The organism is Paractinoplanes durhamensis, from assembly GCF_016862175.1.
GTDB classification, from domain to species: Bacteria; Actinomycetota; Actinomycetes; order Mycobacteriales; family Micromonosporaceae; genus Actinoplanes; species Actinoplanes durhamensis.
On the sequence record NZ_BOML01000051.1, the window covers coordinates 26,427 to 45,701 of the forward strand.

The window sequence follows — 19,275 nt, forward strand, 5'->3', positions numbered from 1 at the left end:
TAAAGGTTATTTGCGCAGTTTTCTGGCCAGGACGCCGATGTCGGCCTGGTCGGTGAAGAGGCCGTCGATGCCCGTGTTGAGGTAGGTGATCTGCTCGTCGAACGCGCGGCCGTAGGCGTTCGGGTCGGTGCCGTTCCGGTAGTCCAGCGGGAGGAACTGGTTCTCCGCGCGGAAGGTGTACGGGATGACCTTGAGGCCGGCCGCGTGCGCGTCCCGGACCAGGCTGGTCGGGGTGCCGAGGGTGTTGTCGGCGTTGCGCGGGATGACCTGGGCCTTGTCCGGGCCGATGCCGTCGGCGTACTGGGAGAGTTCCTTGAGGCCGGCCGGCGTGAGGTACTGCGCGTAGGTCTTGGGGTCGTTGAACGGGCTGCCGGACGCGCTGGTCAGGAAGACCAGGTTGACCTTGGCCGTGGCCCGGATGTCGCGCAGGTTGGCCGCCTCGAACGACTGGATCCAGACCCGGGCGCCGCGATGGTTGAGGCCGTTGCGGTCGAGCGTGCGCAGCAGCGGCGTCTCCAGCTCGAGGCCGAACCGGCGGAAGTAGGTGGGGTGCTTGGTCTCCGGGATGACGCCCAGCTCGCGGCCCAGCTCGCGGGACAGCTTGGCCCGCAGGTCGAGCAGCTCCTGGAAGGTCGGCACCTCGAACAGGCCGTTGTAGATCGTGTTGCGCTGGCGGACGGCGGGCAGCCGCTCGACCGCGCGCAGCGTCTTCAGCTCGGCCAGGGTGAAATCCTCGGTGAACCAGCCGGTCACGCTGACCCCGTCGAGCAGCACGGTCTTGCGGCGGCTCGCGAACTCGGGCTTCGACGCCACGTCGGTGGTGCCGCCGATCTCCGGCTCGTGCCGGCACACCAGCACGTGGTCCTTCGTCGAGACCAGGTCGGGCTCGAGGTAGTCGGCGCCCAGCCGGGCGGCGAGCTCGTAGGACGCGAGCGTGTGCTCGGGCCGGTAGCCGGACGCGCCGCGGTGACCGAAGACCTCGGTCGTCCTCGACCCGTGCGCGAACGCTTCGGCCGGGGCGACGGCCGCACCCAGCGCGGGCGCGGCGGCGGCAACAGCACCCATCCGCAGCACCTGACGTCGGTCTGCCACGAGTTCCTCCACGGGACTTCGCACCCGGCGTCCGTCGCCGGGGCTCCTGGTGGCAGTCGACTGGACCCGATCGACCGAACGGCAACCTCGACATGGCGATCAAGGAAACGACGCGGAAAAGCATCTATCGATGGCTTGAGGGTGATCTCGCCGCGCCGCTACGGTGTGACCCTGAGCGCTCACGGGCGGAGTTGGCGATGAGATTTCTGGAGCGGGTCTTCGCTACGGTCTACGACTCGCGACACTCCCAGCCCCGCAGCTCCGAAGGGGTGCGGCAGGATCCGGTCGAGGTGCGCATCCCGGCCATCCCACCGCCGCCGCTCGCGCCGGCCGTCCGCACCGATGTGACCCAACTGCTCGGCCGTAACCTCGCCGACCAGTTCACCCAGGAGGTCTGCCGGGAGTATGCGATGGTCGCCCTGCCCGGCGGCCGCCACTGCCAGTCGGCCGAGCTGGGGGTCTCGCTCGGCGCCGACGAGCTCGGCACGGTGGTGGCGATCGCCCTGCACTTCCACGGCGACAATGGCTTCCGGCCCTATCCGGGCACGATCCCCGGGCGCGGCGGCACGATCCCGAAACGCGGCAGTCTGCACGCCGCCCTCGGCCGGCCCGACCCCGGCCAGCCGTTCGATCAGTGGCGCTTCCCGACCTTCACCATGTACGCGTTGTACGCCGCCGACAACGAGAACCTGATGCGGCTGACACTGCGTCAGTAGGGTGATCGCGCGGAAATTGGCACACAAGCACTTGTTTCACTGCATTTGCCCTGGTAGATAGGCCCAACGGCCTATGTGGACCACCATAGTGGATCTCCGCGGTGACGTTTGCGCTGAGTGCGGGTGGGTGAACATCGCAGTACAGTTCCGCTCGCCCCTTGATCCGCATCCCGGAGGTCCCTCGATGGCAAGCTGGGTCCTGATTCCCTGCTTGAAGTCGCTGTTCGCAGAGTTCGACCGCATCGCACCTGCTCGCGACAAAGCCAGCGACGGCAGCATCGGCGACACCGCGCACTCGCAGACCTCGTCCGATCACAACCCGGACGAGACCGGCACCGTGCCGATCCACGACGCCGACAACGTCAACGAGGTCCACGCGATCGACGTCGACAACAACCTGAACGAGAGCGACCTGACCATGGAGAAGGTCGTTCAGTTCCTGCTCGGCCGCTGCCGGTCGGGCGCGGAGAAGCGCCTGCGCTACATCATCTGGAACAAGCGCATCTGGAGTGCCAGCTCGGAGTGGGTGCAGAAGACCTACACCGGTGCATCGCCGCACACCGAGCACGCGCACTTCTCCGCCTCGTACGACACCACCCACGAGGCCTCGACGGCTTCCTGGCACCTGGAGGACATTCCCGTGGCGCTGACCGCTGCCGACAAGACCTGGATCACCAACACGATCGTGGCCCAGACGCAGAAGGCGATCGACACCCGGCTGGCCGCCATCGGCAAACAGGTCACCACCGACTACCGGATGGACGGCACCGCGACCCCCGGCTCGACGTACAAGCGGAACCTTGCCGACCTGACCGGCGACGTCTGGTTCGCCGCGATGGTCGGCACCACCCGGGCCGGCGACCCGCTGCCGCCGGACGGCGTCTTCGCCAAGCTCCTGGAGGACCTGGCGATACTGACCGCGAAGGTCGACGCCCTCGCCGCCCAGGTCGAGAAGGCCGGCTAACTAGAGCCTCAGATCCACGGCGCTCCCGCCGATCAAGAGGGTTGATCGATGGGAGCGTTTTGGATCATGAGATGGGCCGGTGGCCGCGCTCGCGGTCTGACACTGCTTGTCATCGCGCTGCTCACGGCGCACGCCTGCTGGTCGGGTGATCGGCGATGACCGCCGACCTGTCCCTGCCCCGGCACCGCCGCACCGTCGAGGCCGGACAGCTGTTGGCGCGCGGCGCCGGCATCCTGTTCACCGCGCTGCTGGTGGCCGGGGCCTTCCGGATCTTCCCGGACGGGATGCCGCACGCGCTCGTGCTGGAGTGCGCCGCCATGATCACGGTGTTGCTCCTGACCGGTGTCCTGGGGGTGCTCAACTTCCGCCACCCGAACGACCCGCACTACCTCTGGCGCAGCGCGGTGCAGGTGGCCGCCGACGTCGCGGTGATGTGCGCGTTCGTGGCAGCCCTGCGGGTCTACTCCGACATCACCACGTGGACCGGGCTGCTCGTGCCGATCGTCGGCGGGGCGCTGCGCTTCGGGCTGCCCGGTGCCCTCGGCACCTGGGCGGTGACCTCGGCCTTCCTCCCGTTCGCGATGCGGATCGGCAACCCGGAGCCGGTCGGTCACCTGGCGTTCGCGGTGCTGATCAACCTGATCATCGCGTTCATCAGCGGCACCCAGGCCGGCGCGTTCGCCCGGCAGATCGACGCGCTCGACGAGGCCCGGCTGGCGCTGGAGCACCAGGCCGGGCACGACCCGCTGACCGGGCTGCCGAACCGCACCCGGCTGGCCCAGTTCGCCGCCGGCGAGAACGGCCGCGAGCTCACCGTGCTGCTGCTCGACCTCAACGGCTTCAAGAAGATCAACGACGAGCTGGGGCACGCGGCCGGCGATGAGTTGCTGTGCGTGACCGGGCATCGGATCGGGGCCGCCCTGCGGGCCGGCGACCTGGCCGGGCGGATCGGTGGCGACGAGTTCCAGGTGCTGCTCCCGCAGACCGGGCCGGACGACGCCACCGAGGTGATCCGGCGGCTGCGGGCGGCGATCACCCAGCCGGTGCCGATCGGGGATGGTCTTGCCAAGGTCGGGGTCAGTATCGGTGCGGCCTATCGGCCGGGCGGTGCGGACATCTCGCTCGATGCCCTCACCGCCCAGGCCGACCAGGCGATGTACCGGGAGAAATCTTCTTCTAGGGGGTAGGGGTCAGGACGACCGTGTCGGTGCCGGTCTGCGGCGGGGTGCCGGTGTCGGTGTACGACGCGACGAACACCGCCGTCAGGTTGTCGGATCCGGCGTGGCCGGGGTCGAGGAACGTGGTGATCGACCCGGTGCAGCCGGACGAGGTGGACAGCGGGTGGCCGTGCTGGTCGTGGCCGAGGATGTAGGTGACGGTGACCCGGGCGCAGTCGACCGGGGCGTCATCGGTGACCGCGACCTGGAAGGTGACCGTGTCGCCGAAGCTGAACGGCTGATCCTCGGCCGGGGTCACGAACTCCACCACCGGGGCGAGCGTCCCGACCGGGAGGATCACCTCGGCACTGGCCGAGCGGCCGGTGCTGTCGGTGACCTTGAGGACCGGGCGGTAGTCGCCGTTCGCGGTGAACGTGTAGCCGGCGTCGGCGGCGCGGGAGTCGACCCGGCCGTCGGCGTTGAAGTCCCAGGCGTACGACAGGGCGTCGCCGTCGGGGTCGACGGTGCCGGCGCTGGAGAAGGCGACCATGAGGGGCGCCTGGCCGCCGGTCGGCGTGGCCGTCACCTTGGGGATCGGGCTCTTGTTGACCGGGGCGTAGTCGATCCGGGCGAGCTGGGCGTCGGGGTTCTCGGCGAAATACCCGTCGCCGTACTCCAGGACGTAGAGCGCGCCGTCCGGGCCGAACTCCAGATCCATCGGGTTGTCGAAGACGATCTCCGGCAGGACCGGGTCGACCTGGGTGACCTGGTTGCGCCGGTCGAGGTGGAAGGCTTTGACGTAGTCGCGGGTCCACTCGGCGAACAGCGGCAGGCCGTCGAACGAGGCCGGCCACTTGACCGCCGAGCGGAGCCGGCGGTCGAAGGAGTAGGCCGGGCCGCCCATCGGCCCGATGCCACCGGTGCCCAGCTGCGGCCAGGTGGCGCTGGCCCCGTACGAATAGATGACCTCGGCCCGCTCCACCGGGGGCAGGATGCGCCGGCCGGTGTTGTTCGGCGAGTCGTTGACCGGGGCGGCGCAGTTGAACGGCGCGCCGGACACCCCGGTGGCGAAGTCGTAGTCGATGTAGGGCTGGTCGGGCGCGACGCAGTAGGGCCAGCCGTAGTTCGCCGGCTTGTCGATCGCCATCCAGCGGCCCTGCCCGGCCGGCCCGCGGGCCGGGTTGGCGGCCCGCGCGTCGGGCGAGTAGTCGGCCAGGTAGACGACGTCGGTTTCCGGGTCGACGGCGAACCGGAACGGGTTGCGCAGGCCCATCGCGTAGATCTCCGGGCGGGTCTGCGGGGTGCCGGGCCGGAACAGGTTGCCACGCGGGATCGAGTAGCCGCCGTTGCGGCCGACCTTGATGCGCAGCAGCTTGCCGCGCAGGTCGTTGGTGTTGCCGGCGGTGCGCTGCGCGTCGAAGACCGGGTTGCGCTCGGCGCGCTCGTCGATCGGCGCATACCCGTCGGAGAAGAACGGGTTGCTGTCGTCACCGGTGGAGAGATAAAGGTTGCCGGCCCTGTCGAAGTCGATCTTGCCGCCGACGTGGCAGCACATGCCCCGGTCGGTGCCGACCTCGATGATCTTCTGTTCCGAGCCCAGCTGCAGGGTGTTGCCGGTCAGCTTGAAGCGGGACAGCCGCATCACGCCCTTGAACCGGGCGAAGTCGGCCGCGGTGCCGGCGGACGGCGCATCCCCTTCATTGACGGTCGGCGTGGCCGGGTCGTCGGCCGGCGTGTTCAGCGGCGGCGAGTAATAGACGTAGACCCAATGATTCTCGGAGAAGTCGGCGTCGATCGCGACGCCCTGCACGCCCTCCTCGTCGTGCTGGTAGACCGGGATCTTGGCGGCGAGCACGTTGCGGCCGGTCGACGGCTCGTGGATGCGCACCTCCCCGGTCCGGGCGGTGTGCAGCACCCGCCGGTCGGGCAGGACGGCGAGCGCGATCGGCTCGCCGGGGAAGTCGTCGAGGGTGACCTTCTGGAAGTCGGAGGCGGGCGGCAGTTCGTGGCCGGGATGGGCCAGACCCGCGGTCGGCACGGCCAGCAGGGCCGCGCTGACCGCACCGAGAAGTCCCAGGCGGCGGATCATCAGAACCGCAGCCCGGCCAGGTAGTCGAACCCGACCTCGGCGGTGTCGAGCGCCTGGGCCGGAGTGCGCGGCGGCGACCCGGCGTCGTCCCGCTCGACGATGTACTCGATCAGGCCGGCCTCGCGGGACCGGGCGAAGATGCGGCCGAAGTCGATCAGGCCGGCGCCGGGGTCGGCGAAGCTCGCGTTGACGTCCAGGTCCTTGACGTGGACCTGCTTGATCCGGCCGCGGTGCTCGGCGATCAGGTCGACCGGGTCGTGCGCGCCCCGGAACGCCCAGTAGAGGTCGACCTCGAGGTGCACGTTGCGCGGGTCGGTCTGGCTGGTGATGATGTCGAACCCGGTCTGGCTGGTGCCGGTCTGCCGGAAGAACTCGGCGTGGTGGTTGTGGTAGCCGAAGTCGAGGCCGGCCCGGCGAGCGAGGGCGCCCGCCCGGTTGAGGTCGGCGGCGAACGCCCGGTAGACGGCCGCGTCCCGGATCGGCCCGTTGGCGCCCTGGCCGAAGAACGGGTGGACGATGAAGTGGTTGCCGACGACGTTGGCGTCCTCGAGGGCCTTCTCCCAGAGGTTCGCGTCGAACGGCTGCGGGATGCCGACGTGACCGGAGGTGGCCCGGATGCCGGCGGTGTCGAGGGCGGCCCGGAACTGGGCGGCGGTGCGACCGACGAACCCGGCGTGCTCGACCCGGGTGTAGCCGATCGACACGAGCTCGGCGAGGCTCGCGGCGAGGTCGATCTGGAGCTGATTGCGCAGCGTGTAGAGCTGGACGCTGATCTTGTCGCGGGGCACCCGATGGAGCGCGCCGTGGCCGCCGGCCTCGGCGGCGGCGGGAACGGTGAGGGTGGTGGCGGCACCGGCCGCTGCGGCGGCACCGAGGAGTTGGCGGCGATTCATTGACGCTCTCCTTTGAACGGCTATGCGCCGCACATTACCGAGAAGTTTCGTCCACAGTGAACCCAAGTTTCTTCAGATCCAGCGAAAGTTCTCGAAGTCCGAGCAAAACTTGATCGTCACGCTCGGTGACCGTACGTGCCGATTTGCGATTTATTCTCGGGAAAATGCAACGCATTCGTGGCCCCACTGCGTCTTAAATCGTGAAGCACCGGATCCCCCGGGGGACAAGTGAACAACGAATGCTTGAGGGGACCGGAAATGGGCCTTACCGGATTTGAGGCGATCACGCCGGAGCAGCGCGACGAGTTCCAGCGGGAGGGGATTCTGCTGATCCGCAACGCGCTCACCGAGGAGCACCGGGCCCGTCTCGAGGCGGCCGTCGACCGGGTCTACGCCGCCGAGCGCGAGGGCGGCCGGCTCAAGCCCGACGGCACCCTGCACCTGCTCGGGTTCCTCGACCGCGACGAGGAGTTCGGCGAGCTGCTGACCCAGCCGTCCACCTTCCCGTACATCTGGGGCCTGGCCGGCTGGAACATCTACTCGCACCACAACCACCTCGACGTGACACCGCCGTCGCCGCACGAGGAGCCGCCGATCTGGGGCTGGCACCAGGACGGATACCGGCAGAATTCCGACCCGGAATCGCTGGCCGACGAGCCGCGCCCGATGCTCTCGCTCAAGGTGGCCTACGTCTTGTCGGATTTGTCGCGCACCGGACGCGGCGCCACCAAGGTCATCCCGGGAAGCCATCTCCGCAACACCCTGGACCGGACGGAGGGCGGCGACCCGCGCGGCACCGTCGAGATCACCGCGAACCCGGGCGATGCGTTCGTCTTCGACCGGCGGCTGTGGCACTCGCGGTCGGTCAACAGCAGCGCGGTGACCCGCAAGATGCTGTTCGTCGGCTACACCTACCGGTGGATCCGGCCGCTCGACGACATGCCGGTCGACAAGGACGGTCAGTGGTGGGCCAATCGCACGCCGGTGCAGAAACAATTGCTCGGCGAAGCAACCCACACCGCTAATCATTGGGGCGTGAACTGGGACGGATACATCGACGAGAAAATCCCGCTGCGGCACGAATTGCAGTCGCGCGGACTTCTCGATCGGTCAATTCCATGGCTCCGTTGATCCATAACGGAGAGTGATCTCCGGTGGCCCCGTCCCGCACGCGGGAGCCTGCCCCCAGGTGTTCCCGGGGATCGGGACGGGGCCACCGGCCTCAGTTGATCCGCGACTCGGCGTCGACGCGGGTGATCGCGTCGACCAGGATCGCCAGACCCTCGCGGGCCTCGGCCTCGGTCAGCGTCAGGGCCGGGCCGATCCGGATCACGTTGCCGTAGAGGCCGCCCTTGCCGACCAGCAGGCCGCCGGCCTTGCACTCGTCGAAGACCCGCACGGTCGCGGCCGGGTCCGGTTCGCGGGTGCCCGGCCGGACGAACTCGACGCCGATCATCAGGCCGCGCCCGCGCACCTCGGCCACGATCGGCAGGTCGAGCGCGCGCAGCCCGTCCAGCACGATGGTGCCGACGGCGGCCGCGTTCGCCTGCAGATCATGCGAGAGCACGTAGTCGAGGACCGCATTACCGGCCGCCGCCGACAGCGGATTACCGCCGAACGTGGAGAAGCTGATCGCCGGCACCGCGTTCATCACCGAGGCGCGCCCGATCACGCCGCCGAGCGCGAACCCGTTGCCGATCCCCTTCGCGAAGGTGATCAGGTCGGGCGTGACCCCGTGCGCCTGATAGCCCCAGAAATGCGAGCCGGTCCGCCCCCACCCGGTCTGCACCTCGTCCGCGATCAGCAAAATGCCAGATTCATTCAAGACTTTTTGGTACGCCCCCAGCACGCCGTCCGGTGCCGCGACGAACCCGCCCACGCCCTGGATCGGCTCGGCGATCAGCGCGGCCACGTCCCCGGCGGTGACCGTGGCGAGCACCTCGCGCAGGTCGTCGACCGCCGCCTCGGCCAGGTCGCCGTCGCCCAGCCCGGCCATCCGCCCGCGCAGCCGGTCGGCCGAGGACAGCCAGGACACGCTGAGCGGGCTCAGCGAGCTCGACGACCAGGAGCGGTGGCCGGTGATGGCCATGGTGGCGAAGGTGCGGCCGTGGTAGCTGTTCTTGATCGCCAGGATCTGGTTGGACCGGCGGGCGTTGGTCGCCATCAGCAGCGCGGTCTCGTTGGCCTCGGTGCCGGAGTTGGTGAGGAACACCCGGGCGTCCGGGATGCCGGACACCCGGGCGATCTTCTCGGCCAGCTCGACCTGCTGCCGGATCAGGTAGAGCGTCGAGGTGTGCACGACGCCGGTGGCGAGCTGCCGCTGCACCGCCTCGTTGATCTCGGCGATGTCGTACCCGATCATGTTGGTCAGCACGCCGCCGAAGAAGTCCAGGTAGGTGCGGCCGGCGCCGTCGACGACGCGCCGGCCGGAGCCGGAGACGATCTCGATCGCGTCGTCGCCGTAGTAGATCGGCATCCAGTCGGGGAGCACGGCGCGGTGCCGGGCCAGCAGATCGTCGGTCATTTCGGAAACCTCCGAGGTCAGCGCCAGCCGCGGGGGTGCTGGCGGGTTCGGGGGCCGCTGCCGCGGCTGTCCAGGATGGCGGCCGACGCGAGCGCGTCGGCGAGGTCGTCGTAGCCGTCGGCGACCAGCCCGGCCGTGACACGGACGTGGTCGCTGTCGAGCGGAGTGACACAGAACGGCCCGCCGGGCGCGACCGCGATGCCGTGCGCGGCCAGCGACACCAGGGCGATCTGCTGATCGTCGACGGCCATCCAGAGGTTGATGCCGTCGGCGGCGGTGGCGGTCACCCCGCGGTCGTGCAGGCGGGAGAGCAGGGCCGCGCGCCGCGCCGCGTACGCCTCGCGGGCGTCGGCGACCTGCGCGATCGCGGTCGGGTCGGTGAGCAGATCGAGCAGGACCGCCTGGAGCAGCCGGCTCGACCAGCCCGGCCCGAGATGACGCCGGTCGGCGACCGCGGCGACCACGCCGGCCGGTCCGCCGATCGCGGCCAGCCGCAGGTCGGGCCCGTGGCTCTTGGAGTAGCTGGCGACGTGCACGGTCCGCTCCGGCAGGTGCGTGCCGAGGCTGACCGGCGGCGCGGTGGCGATGTCACCCACGTGGTCGTCCTCGACCACCGTGACGGCCGGGAACTCGCGCAGGACCGCGCCGAGCGCGGCGGCCCGCTCGGCGGTCATGCTGACGCCGGTCGGGTTGTGCGCCCGGGGCTGCAGGAACACCGCGACCGCCGGGTGCCCGTCGAGGACGGCGTGCAGCCGGTCGGGCCGCATGCCGTGGGCGTCCATCGGCACCCCGAGAACGGTGGCGCCGACCGCCTGCAGCAGGTCGAGCAGGGGCGGGAAGGCCGGGTTCTCGACGATCACGTGGTCGCCGAAGCGGACCACCGCGGCGATCACCCGGTCGAGGGCGTCGAGCGCGCCGTCGACCACGGTGAGCCGCTCGGGCGGGAACGGCCAGCGCTCGCGCAGCACCTCCTCGAGCGCGGGCAGCACCGGGGCGTCCAGGTAGCCGGCCGTCATCCGGCCGTCGCCGAGCCGCTTGAGCGCGTCGGTGAGGTCGGGCAGCAGGTCGTGGTCGGGCACGCCGGTGGACAGGTCGCGGGACACCACGGCGTGCGCGCCCATCTGGGCGTACCGCCAGCCCTGCCGGGGGCCGCCGGGGGTGGCCACGAACGTGCCGGAGCGGCCGCGGGTCTGGATGGCGCCGGCCCGGGTCAGGCTGCGCCAGGCCTCGCTGACCGTGGTCGGGCTGACCCCGAGCTCCCGCGCCACGTCGCGCACGGTCGGCAGCCGGGTGCCGACCGGGAGGCTTCCGGCGCTGACCAGACGGCCGACGGCCGCGGCAATCCCCCTAGCACTGCGATCGTCCACCGCCCCGGTAATCAGCTCGATCAAGTTTGCCTTCCCGAAACATTTTGTAACTTACGAGCAATTGTCCGGCTCGATGTGTGTCGTTAGTGTCCTACGGCATCTGAACCTCACAAGCAAGACCTAGCGAAGGCCGTATAACGGGGAGTAGACAACTGATCACAGGCGCTTCCACCGTGCTCTGTGAGCAGCAGCCACAAGATCAAGGAGGGCAGTCATGACCGACATCGTCCGCGCCGCTCTCGTCCAGACCACCTGGACGGGCGACAAGGAATCGATGATCAAGGCGCACGAGGACTATGCCCGTGACGCCGCCGCCCAGGGGGCGAAGGTGATCTGCTTCCAGGAGCTCTTCTACGGCCCGTACTTCTGCCAGGTGCAGGACGCCGCATATTACGAGTACGCCGAGTCCATTCCCGGCCCGACCACCGAGCGCTTCCAGGCCCTCGCGGCCGAGCTCGGCATGGTGATGGTCCTGCCGATGTACGAGAAGGAGCAGGAAGGCGTCCTCTACAACACCGCGGCCGTGGTCGACGCCGACGGCAAGTACCTCGGCAAGTACCGCAAGCACCACATCCCGCAGGTCAACGGCTTCTGGGAGAAGTTCTACTTCCGCCCGGGCAACCTCGGCTTCCCGGTGTTCGACACCGCCGTCGGCAAGGTCGGCGTCTACATCTGCTACGACCGGCACTTCCCGGAGGGCTGGCGTGAGCTGGGCCTGGGCGGCGCGCAGATCGTCTTCAACCCGTCGGCCACCAGTCGCGGCCTCTCCTCCTACCTCTGGCAGCTGGAGCAGCCGGCCAGCGCGGTCGCGAACGAGTACTTCATCGGCGCGATCAACCGGGTCGGCATCGAGGAGCTCGGCGACGACGACTTCTACGGGCAGAGCTACTTCGTCGACCCGGAAGGCAAGTTCGTCGGCGAGGTCGGCGACACGCACAACCCGGAGCTGATCATCCGCGACCTCGACCTGGGCCTGATCAAGACCGTGCGCGAGCGCTGGCAGTTCTACCGGGACCGCCGCCCGGAGGCCTACACCCGGACGGTGGAGCTGTGACGATCCTGATCAAGGGCGGGACGGTGGTCGGGCCGAGCGGCCCGTACGCCGGTGACGTCCTCGTCGACGGCGAGACCATCGCGGCGATCTTCGCCCCGGGCCAGGCGCCCGAAGGCCCGGAGATCATCGACGCGACCGGGAAGTACGTCATCCCGGGCGCGATCGACGCGCACACCCACATGCAGATGCCGTTCGGCGGCACCGAGGCCAGCGACACGTTCGACACCGGCACCCGGGCCGCCGCCATCGGCGGCACCACCACGATCATCGACTTCGCCATCCAGCGGTACGGCGAGGTCGTGCAGGACGGGCTGGCCGCCTGGCACGCCAAGACGGCCGACCAGTGCCACATCGACTACGGCTTCCACATGATCATCGGTGGGGTCGACGACGACTCGCTCAAGGCCATGGACCAGCTCGTGGCGAGCGAGGGCATCACCAGCTTCAAGCTGTTCATGGCGTACCCGGGGGTCTTCTACTCCGACGACGGCCAGATCCTGCGGGCGATGCAGAAGGCGCGCGAGAACGGCGCCATGATCATGATGCACGCCGAGAACGGTCCGGCCATCGACGTACTCGTCAAGCAAGCTCTTGAACGTGGGGAAACGGATCCCATCTACCACGGGCTCACCCGCCCCCAGGAGCTCGAAGCGGAAGCCACCAGCCGGGCGATCTGGCTGGCCAGCGTCGCCGCCGACTGCCCGCTCTACATCGTGCACCTCAGCGCGTCGAAGGCCCTGGAGCAGGTGCGCAACGCCCGCGACCTGGGCCGCAACGTGTTCGCCGAGACCTGCCCGCAGTACCTGTATCTGACGCTGGAGGACCAGCTCGGCGCACCCGGCTTCGACGGCGCGAAGTGGGTCTGCTCCACCCCGCTGCGCTCCGGCAAACAGAGCCACCGCGCCGACCTGTGGCAGGGCCTGCGCACCAACGACCTCTCCGTGGTCTCGACCGACCACTGCCCCTTCTGCATGAAGGACCAGAAGGAGATGGGGATCGGCGACTTCTCCAAGATCCCGAACGGCATCGGCAGCGTCGAGCACCGCGTCGACCTGCTCTACCAAGGCGTCGTCGACAAGAAGCTGTCGCTCGCGCGCTGGGTGGAGACGATCGCGACCACACCGGCCCGGATGTTCGGCATGTACCCGAAGAAGGGCATCATCGCGCCCGGCTCGGACGCCGACATCGTGCTCTACGACCCGAACGGACGCACCCGGATCAGCGTCGAGACCCACCACATGAACATGGACTACTCGGCCTGGGAAGGCTGGGAGATCGACGGCAAGGTCGACACCGTCCTGTCCCGCGGCGAGGTCCTCGTCAGCGGCGGCGAATACCGAGGCCGCAAGGGCCGAGGCAAGTACGTTCCCCGTTCGCTCAGCGATTACCTGGTATAGCGCATGGACATCGGCGTAGTACTTCAGAACGACCCGCCCGCCCGGGGCGTGGTCGAGATGGCCAAGAAGGCCGAGGCGGCCGGCTTCAGCCACGTATGGACGTTCGACTCGCACGTGCTGTGGCAGGAGCCGTTCGTCATCTACTCCAAGATCCTCGACGAGACCGAACGCGTCATCGTCGGGCCGATGGTCACCAACCCCGGCACCCGGGACTGGACGGTCATCGCGTCGACGTTCGCCACGCTCAACGAGCTGTACGGCAACCGGACCGTCTGCGGCATCGGCCGGGGCGACTCGGCGCTGCGGGTGCTCGGCGCGCAGCCGCAGACCCTCGGGCAGCTTCGCGAGGCGGTCCAGGTGATCAAGGGCCTGGGCAGCGGCGAGAAGGTCACGCTGCGCGGCAAGGAACTCCAGTTCGCCTGGGCGCCCGACTCGCGGCTGGAGGTCTGGGTCGCGGCGTACGGTCCGAAGGCTCTGGCCCTGACCGGTGAGGTGGGCGACGGGTACATTCTGCAGCTCGCCGACCCGGACATCGCCGCCTGGATGATCGGCGCGGTCCGCTCGGCGGCCGAGAAGGCCGGCCGGGACCCGAAGTCGATCAAGTTCTGTGTGGCCGCGCCGGCCTACGTCGGCGACGACCTCGAACACCAGCGGGAGCAGTGCCGCTGGTTCGGCGGGATGGTCGGCAACCACGTCGCCGACATCGTCGCCCGCTACGGCGAGGGCGGTGCGGTGCCGCAGGCGCTCACCGACTACATCAAGGCCCGGCAGGGGTACGACTACGCCGAGCACGGGCGGGCCGGCAACAGCCACACCACGTTCGTGCCCGACGAGATCGTCGACCGGTTCTGCATCCTCGGCCCGGTGGAGAACCACCTCAAGCGGCTCGAAGAGCTCAAGGCCCTGGGTGTCGACCAGTTCGCCGTCTATCTGCAGCACGACGCGAAGCTGGCCACCCTCGAAGCGTACGGCTCGCAGATCATCCCGGCGGTCGCATGAGAAGAGTCCTGTACGTCCTCCTCGGCGTCGCGATCTTCGCGGCGCTGTGGGAGGGCTACAAGCTCGTCGGAAGCCCGGACGGCACGGTGCTGTTCGGGGTGCGCTTCCTGCCCCGGGCCGACGACCTGTCCATGCCGCACCTGTGGACGGTCCTGCAACGACTCGGCAGGCCCGAGCTGACCGGCGGGCAACCGGTGTGGATCGTGATCCTGCACGCCTGCGCGTTCACGTTCGGCATCACCGCGGCCGGGTTCGTCGCCGGTGCGCTGGTCGGCCTGGTCCTCGCGGTGCTCATGCAGCAGTTCCGGATCGTCGAGCGCGGCCTGTTGCCGTACGTCATCCTCAGCCAGACCGTGCCGCTCGTCGCGCTCGCCCCGCTGATCTCCGGGTGGGGCGGCACCATCATGCCGCCCTGGGCGACCGTCTCGGTGATCGCCGCCTACCTGGCGTTCTTCCCGGTCGCGGTGGGCATGCTGCGCGGTCTGCAGTCGCCGACGGCGAGCGGGGTGGAGCTGATGCGCAGCTACGCCGCCGGCTGGTGGCGCACGCTGGTCAAGCTCCGCTTCCCGGCCTCGCTGCCCTATCTTTTCCCGGCGTTGCGCCTGGCCGGGGCGGCGGCGGTGGTCGGCGCGGTGGTCGGCGAGATCTCCACCGGCACCCGCGGCGGCATCGGCCGCCTGATCATCGAGTACTCCCGCGAGGCCACCAGTGACCCCGCGAAGGTCTACACCGCGATGCTCGGCGCGGCCCTGCTGGGCCTGTTCGTCGCCGGTGCCGTCAGCCTGCTTGAAGTGCCGCTCATGCGGCACCGGCGCCACGTGGAGGTGGTAACGCTATGACCGCCGTCGTCGTGGACAACGTGACCAAGGTCTTCAACCAAGGCCGGAGCGATGAAGTTACCGCCCTGTCCGATGTCGAGCTGACCGTGGGCGACGGCGAGTTCGTTTCGCTGATCGGGCCGTCCGGGTGCGGCAAGAGCACGCTGCTGCGGCTCATCGCCGACCTGATCCAGCCCACCACCGGCAGTGTCACGGTGGCCGGCAAGAGCGCCGACCGGGCCCGCCGCGACCAGGACTACGGCATCGCGTTCCAGCAGGCCGGGCTGTTCGAGTGGCGGACCGTGCTGCGCAACGTCGAGCTGCCCCTCGAACTGCGCGGCCTGAAGAAGTCCGAGCGCAAGGCCAAGGCCGAGGAGATGCTGGCGCTGGTCGGGCTGGCCGACTTCGCCGGGCACTACCCGGCCCAGCTGTCCGGCGGCATGCAGCAGCGGGTCGCGATCGCCCGCGCTCTCGCCGTGCAGCCGCCGCTGCTGCTGATGGACGAGCCGTTCGGGGCGCTCGACGAGATGACCCGGGAACGCTTGCAGACCGAGCTGCTCGGCATCTGCGCCAAGACCGGGACCAGCACCGTCTTCGTCACCCACTCGATCTCCGAGGCGGTCTTCCTGTCGACCAAGGTGGTGGTCATGTCGGCTCGGCCCGGCCGGATCACCGCGGCGATCGACGTCGACCTGCCCGCCCGCGACGAGGCGGCCCGGCAGTCGGAGAAATACTTCGAGCACGTCACCGCCGTACGGCAAGCCCTTCGTGGCGTACCCGCGAAGAGCGCGACATGAAGTGGGTGCGCAACGTCCTTCCGCCGGTGCTCGTCGGCTTAGCCGCGATCGTGGCCTGGGAGCTGACCGTGAAGCTCGGCCGGATCGCGCCGTTCATCCTGCCGGCGCCGAGCGCGATCTGGGCCGAGCTCGTCGAGCAGAAGCAGAACGTGTGGGAGGCGGCCCTCGCCAGCGGCACCAACGCGCTGATCGGGCTGGCCGCCGGGTCGATCATGGGGGTGCTGTTCGCGATGGCGGCGAGCCGGTTCCGGCCGCTCGCCGAGATCTCCATCCCGTTCGCGGCGGTGATCAGCGCGCTGCCGATCATCGCGCTCGCCCCGATCCTCAACAACATGTTCGAGGCGACCAGCAGCATCCCCCGCCGCATCGTCGCCGCGATCATCGTGTTCTTCCCGGTCTTCCTGAACACGCTGCGCGGGCTCCGTGAGGTCAACCCGATCCACCAGGAGCTCATGCACACGTACGCGGCGAGCGGCTGGACCTTCGCCCGCAAGGTCCGGCTGCCCGGTGCACTCCCCTACGTCTTCACCGGCCTGCGGCAGGCGTCGTCGCTGGCCGTGATCGCCGCAGTGGTCGCCGAGTATTTCGGTGGCCTGCAGGACGGGCTCGGCTCGCGGATCACCTCCGCGGCGTCGTTCACCGCCTACCCCCGTGCCTGGGCCTTCGTGGTCGGCGCCTGCCTGCTCGGACTCGCCTTCTACCTGACCACGCTCCTGTTGGAGCGGCTCGCCATGCCGTGGCGTACACGGCTGATTGCTTGATCTTCTTTTTTAAAACAACCCCGGAGGTTCCTTAATGCGCAAAGTCAGGATATTTACTGCTATCGCCGCCACTTCGGTTCTGATGCTCAGCGGATGCGGCACGGCCGATGACAGCTCGACCACCACGACGCCGGCCAGCGGCGGCGCCCTCACCCCGATCAAGCTGCAGCTGCAGTGGTTCTTCCAGGCCCAGTTCGCCGGCTACATCGCCGCCGTCGACCAGGGCTTCTACAAGGAGCAGGGCCTCGACGTGCAGCTGCTCGAGGGCGGCACCGACATCGTGCCGCAGACCGTGCTGGCCACCGGCAAGGCCGACTACGCGGTGGCCTGGGTGCCGAAGGCGCTCGCCTCCCGCGAGCAGGGCGCCGGGATCACCGACGTCGGGCAGATCTTCGGCCGTTCCGGCACCTACCAGGTGGCCTGGAAGGACTCCGGGATCACATCGGCCGCCCAGCTCAAGGGCAAGAAGGTCGGCAACTGGGGCTTCGGCAACGAGTTCGAGCTGTTCGCCGGCATGACCAAGGCCGGGATCGACCCGGGCAAGGACGTCACCCTGGTGCAGCAGCAGTTCGACATGCAGGCGCTGCTCAAGAAGGAGATCGACGCCGCCCAGGCGATGAGCTACAACGAGTACGCCCAGCTGCTGGAGGCCAAGAACCCGGCCACCGGCAAGCTCTACACCGCCGACGACTTCTCCGTCATCGACTGGAAGAAGGAGGGCTCGGCCATGCTGCAGGACGCGGTGTGGGCGAACGAGTCGAAGCTGAGCGACCCGGCGTACCAGCAGCAGACGGTCAAGTTCCTGACCGCGACGATCAAGGGCTGGGCGTTCTGCCGGGACAACGCGGAGAAGTGCCGCGACATGGTGGTGGCCAAGGGCTCGAAGCTCGGCAAGAGCCACCAGCTGTGGCAGATGAACGAGGTCAACAAGCTGATCTGGCCGGCCACCGGCGGCATCGGCGTGGTCAGCGACGCGGACTGGAAGCAGACCGTGGACATCTCGATGACCACCAAGAACCAGACCGGTGACACCGTGCTGAAGAAGGCCCCGGAGGGTCTCGCCTACACCAACGACTACATCAACCAGGCGATCACCGCGGCCAAGGCGGCCGGCGTGGACGTCAACGGCGCGTCCTTCGCGCCGACCACCGTGACCCTCACCGAGGGCGGCGCGTAAGCCTTACCGGGCCGCCTTTCGTTCGCGACTGCGGGGCTCGCAAAACCGGCTCACTCCTCGCACTCACAGTGGGATCAGTCTTGCCGCGAGGGCGACCGCAGTCAGGTCGCCCTCGCGCAGTTTTGCCGCCGCCCGCGGCTCGCCCATCGCCTCCAGCCGGAACGCGGCCCCGTCGATCAGCATCTCGTCGCCGTTGAGCAGCCGCCGGGCCATCCGGGCCTGCGCCGGGCTGAGCTCCGCGTACGCGCACCGGTCGAGCGCCATGATGGTGTCGTCGTCGAGGGTGCCGGCCATCGCCCGCTCCGTGACGATCTTGATGAGCCAGGCCGGCCACCACGCGTACTTGCCGACCACCAGTCCGGACTGGACGGCGATGTCCGGCTGCTGCCCGGCCCGCAGCAGGCGCACCGCCAGCGACATGTCGAACCGCTCCAGGCGCAGCGCCTTCACGAACACCCGCAGCAGCGCTTGGGTGCCGACCAGCGGTTCGGCCTCGGCGGCCGCGTCCGCCCACCGCCCTTCCAGGGCATGGCAGAGCGCGTACGCCGCGTCGGTGCCGGCCTCCTCGGCGGTGGACCGCTCGGTCAGCCGGGACACCGTGGCCACCAGCCGGTCGACCGCCTTGCGGGACCGGCCGGCCAGCTCGTCGCTGGCCGCCTTGTTCAGGTACAGGACCACCACCTCGGCGGCGATCTCGGCCTCGCGCCGCAGCAGCGGCGACGGGATCTTCGGGATGATCGCGTCGGCGAGCCCCTCGGTCACCGAGGCCGCGTCGAAGCGGTCGGACACCTCCTGGAACTGCGCCCACCACTCCGTGGAGTGCCCACGATTCCTGGATGCCTGTGCGGCAATGGCCAATCCGGGATACATGATCGCGGCTCCTCACCTGAAGATCCGGGGGGCCGCCCCGGCATGTGGGTACCTCATCGTCCGCGAAGGGCTCCGGTTTAGGACGGTTGCTGTTTGACCTCCGTCACGTTGCCGAGCGGCAACTCGGCGGCCTCGACCGTGCCGGGGTCGGCCGAGTGCTGCGGGGCCGGCCGGTCGGTCACCGTGTGCCAGAGGCCGCGGCTGCGGGACGCCTCCCGACCGGCCAGGTGCACCGGCAGCGGCGGCGGCCGGAACGGGCCGGTCCCCCAGCGCACCCAGATGGCGAGCCGGCCGGCCGCGGCCTCGGCCAGCAGCTTGTCGACCGTGCGCTGCCGGTCGAGGCGGTCCACCTCGACGGCGATCGGCTGGCCGCCGGGCCGGGCGCAGGCCACGTCGAGCACCGAGTGGCCCTTGAGCGGGGCGGGCAGCGGGAAGACGCTGGGGGCCCGGCGGTAGACCCGCCAGCCCTGCGACTCACCCCACGCCACGACCGCGTCGACCACCCGGGCGGTGGCCGCCGCCTCGGGCAGGTCGGTGAAGTGCAGAGCCGCGAGCCACTGCTCGAGCGACTGGGCCGTACTCGTGCCGTCGTCCATCGCC

The 19,275-nt window shown here is 69.4% G+C and carries 18 protein-coding genes; 11 read left to right on the top strand and 7 right to left on the bottom strand.

Annotated elements, in window-relative coordinates; genetic code table 11:
• Positions 1 to 6: 6 nt before the first annotated feature.
• A complete protein-coding gene (locus Adu01nite_RS31480) occupies positions 7 to 1,092 on the bottom strand; it encodes a glycerophosphodiester phosphodiesterase (RefSeq protein ID WP_203732245.1) in 1,086 nt (361 codons plus the stop codon).
• A 197-nt stretch (positions 1,093 to 1,289) separates the two neighbouring features.
• Between Adu01nite_RS31480 and Adu01nite_RS31485 the strand changes: the two genes are divergently transcribed.
• The 3 genes from Adu01nite_RS31485 to Adu01nite_RS31495 all read left to right on the top strand — a co-directional run bounded on the left by Adu01nite_RS31485 (position 1,290) and on the right by Adu01nite_RS31495 (position 3,959).
• Complete coding sequence (locus Adu01nite_RS31485) at positions 1,290 to 1,808, top strand: hypothetical protein (protein ID WP_203732247.1); 519 nt, start codon at positions 1,290 to 1,292, stop codon at positions 1,806 to 1,808.
• A 184-nt stretch (positions 1,809 to 1,992) separates the two neighbouring features.
• Positions 1,993 to 2,772 carry a hypothetical protein gene (locus Adu01nite_RS31490; protein ID WP_203732249.1) on the top strand — a complete coding sequence of 260 codons (780 nt, stop codon included), beginning with the start codon at positions 1,993 to 1,995 and terminating at the stop codon, positions 2,770 to 2,772.
• A gap of 155 nt (positions 2,773 to 2,927) precedes the next feature.
• A complete protein-coding gene (locus tag Adu01nite_RS31495) occupies positions 2,928 to 3,959 on the top strand; it encodes a GGDEF domain-containing protein (protein ID WP_203732251.1) in 1,032 nt (343 codons plus the stop codon).
• On the opposite strand, the gene Adu01nite_RS31500 is transcribed toward Adu01nite_RS31495, so the two are convergent.
• Together Adu01nite_RS31500 and Adu01nite_RS31505 are read right to left on the bottom strand one after the other, a co-directional pair.
• Positions 3,949 to 6,018, bottom strand: a complete 2,070-nt coding sequence (locus tag Adu01nite_RS31500; RefSeq protein WP_203732253.1) for a PQQ-dependent sugar dehydrogenase — start codon at positions 6,016 to 6,018, stop codon at positions 3,949 to 3,951. The genes Adu01nite_RS31495 and Adu01nite_RS31500 overlap by 11 nt on opposite strands.
• Complete coding sequence (locus Adu01nite_RS31505) at positions 6,018 to 6,911, bottom strand: sugar phosphate isomerase/epimerase family protein (protein WP_203732255.1); 894 nt, start codon at positions 6,909 to 6,911, stop codon at positions 6,018 to 6,020. The genes Adu01nite_RS31500 and Adu01nite_RS31505 overlap by 1 nt, the downstream gene beginning before the upstream one ends.
• Before the next feature lie 258 nt (positions 6,912 to 7,169).
• Between Adu01nite_RS31505 and Adu01nite_RS31510 the strand changes: the two genes are divergently transcribed.
• Positions 7,170 to 8,042, top strand: coding sequence for a phytanoyl-CoA dioxygenase family protein (locus Adu01nite_RS31510; RefSeq protein WP_203732257.1), 873 nt, complete (start codon positions 7,170 to 7,172; stop codon positions 8,040 to 8,042).
• A gap of 91 nt (positions 8,043 to 8,133) precedes the next feature.
• On the opposite strand, the gene Adu01nite_RS31515 is transcribed toward Adu01nite_RS31510, so the two are convergent.
• Together Adu01nite_RS31515 and Adu01nite_RS31520 are read right to left on the bottom strand one after the other, a co-directional pair.
• Entirely contained in the window at positions 8,134 to 9,435 is a 1,302-nt protein-coding gene (locus tag Adu01nite_RS31515) for an aspartate aminotransferase family protein (protein ID WP_203732259.1), read from the bottom strand.
• A gap of 17 nt (positions 9,436 to 9,452) precedes the next feature.
• A complete protein-coding gene (locus Adu01nite_RS31520; protein WP_203732260.1) occupies positions 9,453 to 10,826 on the bottom strand; it encodes an aminotransferase-like domain-containing protein in 1,374 nt (457 codons plus the stop codon).
• Between the two features lie 190 nt (positions 10,827 to 11,016).
• Here Adu01nite_RS31520 and Adu01nite_RS31525 point away from each other — a divergent pair, with 190 nt between their 5' ends.
• From Adu01nite_RS31525 to Adu01nite_RS31555, 7 genes are read left to right on the top strand one after another with little or no spacing between them, the layout of a single operon-like run.
• On the top strand, positions 11,017 to 11,856 hold the full coding sequence (locus Adu01nite_RS31525; protein WP_203732262.1) for a nitrilase-related carbon-nitrogen hydrolase: 840 nt from the start codon (positions 11,017 to 11,019) through the stop codon (positions 11,854 to 11,856).
• Entirely contained in the window at positions 11,853 to 13,253 is a 1,401-nt protein-coding gene (gene hydA, locus Adu01nite_RS31530) for a dihydropyrimidinase (protein WP_203732264.1), read from the top strand. Before Adu01nite_RS31525 ends, hydA begins: the two co-directional genes overlap by 4 nt.
• Before the next feature lie 3 nt (positions 13,254 to 13,256).
• Positions 13,257 to 14,252, top strand: coding sequence for a TIGR03842 family LLM class F420-dependent oxidoreductase (locus Adu01nite_RS31535; protein ID WP_203732266.1), 996 nt, complete (start codon positions 13,257 to 13,259; stop codon positions 14,250 to 14,252).
• Positions 14,249 to 15,091, top strand: coding sequence for an ABC transporter permease (locus tag Adu01nite_RS31540; RefSeq protein ID WP_203732268.1), 843 nt, complete (start codon positions 14,249 to 14,251; stop codon positions 15,089 to 15,091). Before Adu01nite_RS31535 ends, Adu01nite_RS31540 begins: the two co-directional genes overlap by 4 nt.
• Positions 15,088 to 15,867 (top strand): ABC transporter ATP-binding protein, encoded by a 780-nt coding sequence (locus tag Adu01nite_RS31545; protein WP_203732270.1) that lies wholly within the window; start codon positions 15,088 to 15,090, stop codon positions 15,865 to 15,867. The genes Adu01nite_RS31540 and Adu01nite_RS31545 overlap by 4 nt, the downstream gene beginning before the upstream one ends.
• Positions 15,864 to 16,628: an ABC transporter permease gene (locus Adu01nite_RS31550; protein ID WP_203732272.1), complete on the top strand. Its 765-nt coding sequence runs from the start codon at positions 15,864 to 15,866 to the stop codon at positions 16,626 to 16,628. The genes Adu01nite_RS31545 and Adu01nite_RS31550 overlap by 4 nt, the downstream gene beginning before the upstream one ends.
• A 34-nt stretch (positions 16,629 to 16,662) precedes the next feature.
• Entirely contained in the window at positions 16,663 to 17,805 is a 1,143-nt protein-coding gene (locus Adu01nite_RS31555; protein WP_203732273.1) for an ABC transporter substrate-binding protein, read from the top strand.
• A 63-nt stretch (positions 17,806 to 17,868) separates the two neighbouring features.
• Here Adu01nite_RS31555 and Adu01nite_RS31560 read toward each other — a convergent pair whose 3' ends face one another.
• Positions 17,869 to 18,675 carry a hypothetical protein gene (locus Adu01nite_RS31560; RefSeq protein ID WP_203732275.1) on the bottom strand — a complete coding sequence of 269 codons (807 nt, stop codon included), beginning with the start codon at positions 18,673 to 18,675 and terminating at the stop codon, positions 17,869 to 17,871.
• A 77-nt stretch (positions 18,676 to 18,752) separates the two neighbouring features.
• Positions 18,753 to 19,271 (bottom strand): hypothetical protein, encoded by a 519-nt coding sequence (locus Adu01nite_RS31565; protein ID WP_203732277.1) that lies wholly within the window; start codon positions 19,269 to 19,271, stop codon positions 18,753 to 18,755.
• Between the last annotated feature and the right edge of the window lie 4 nt (positions 19,272 to 19,275).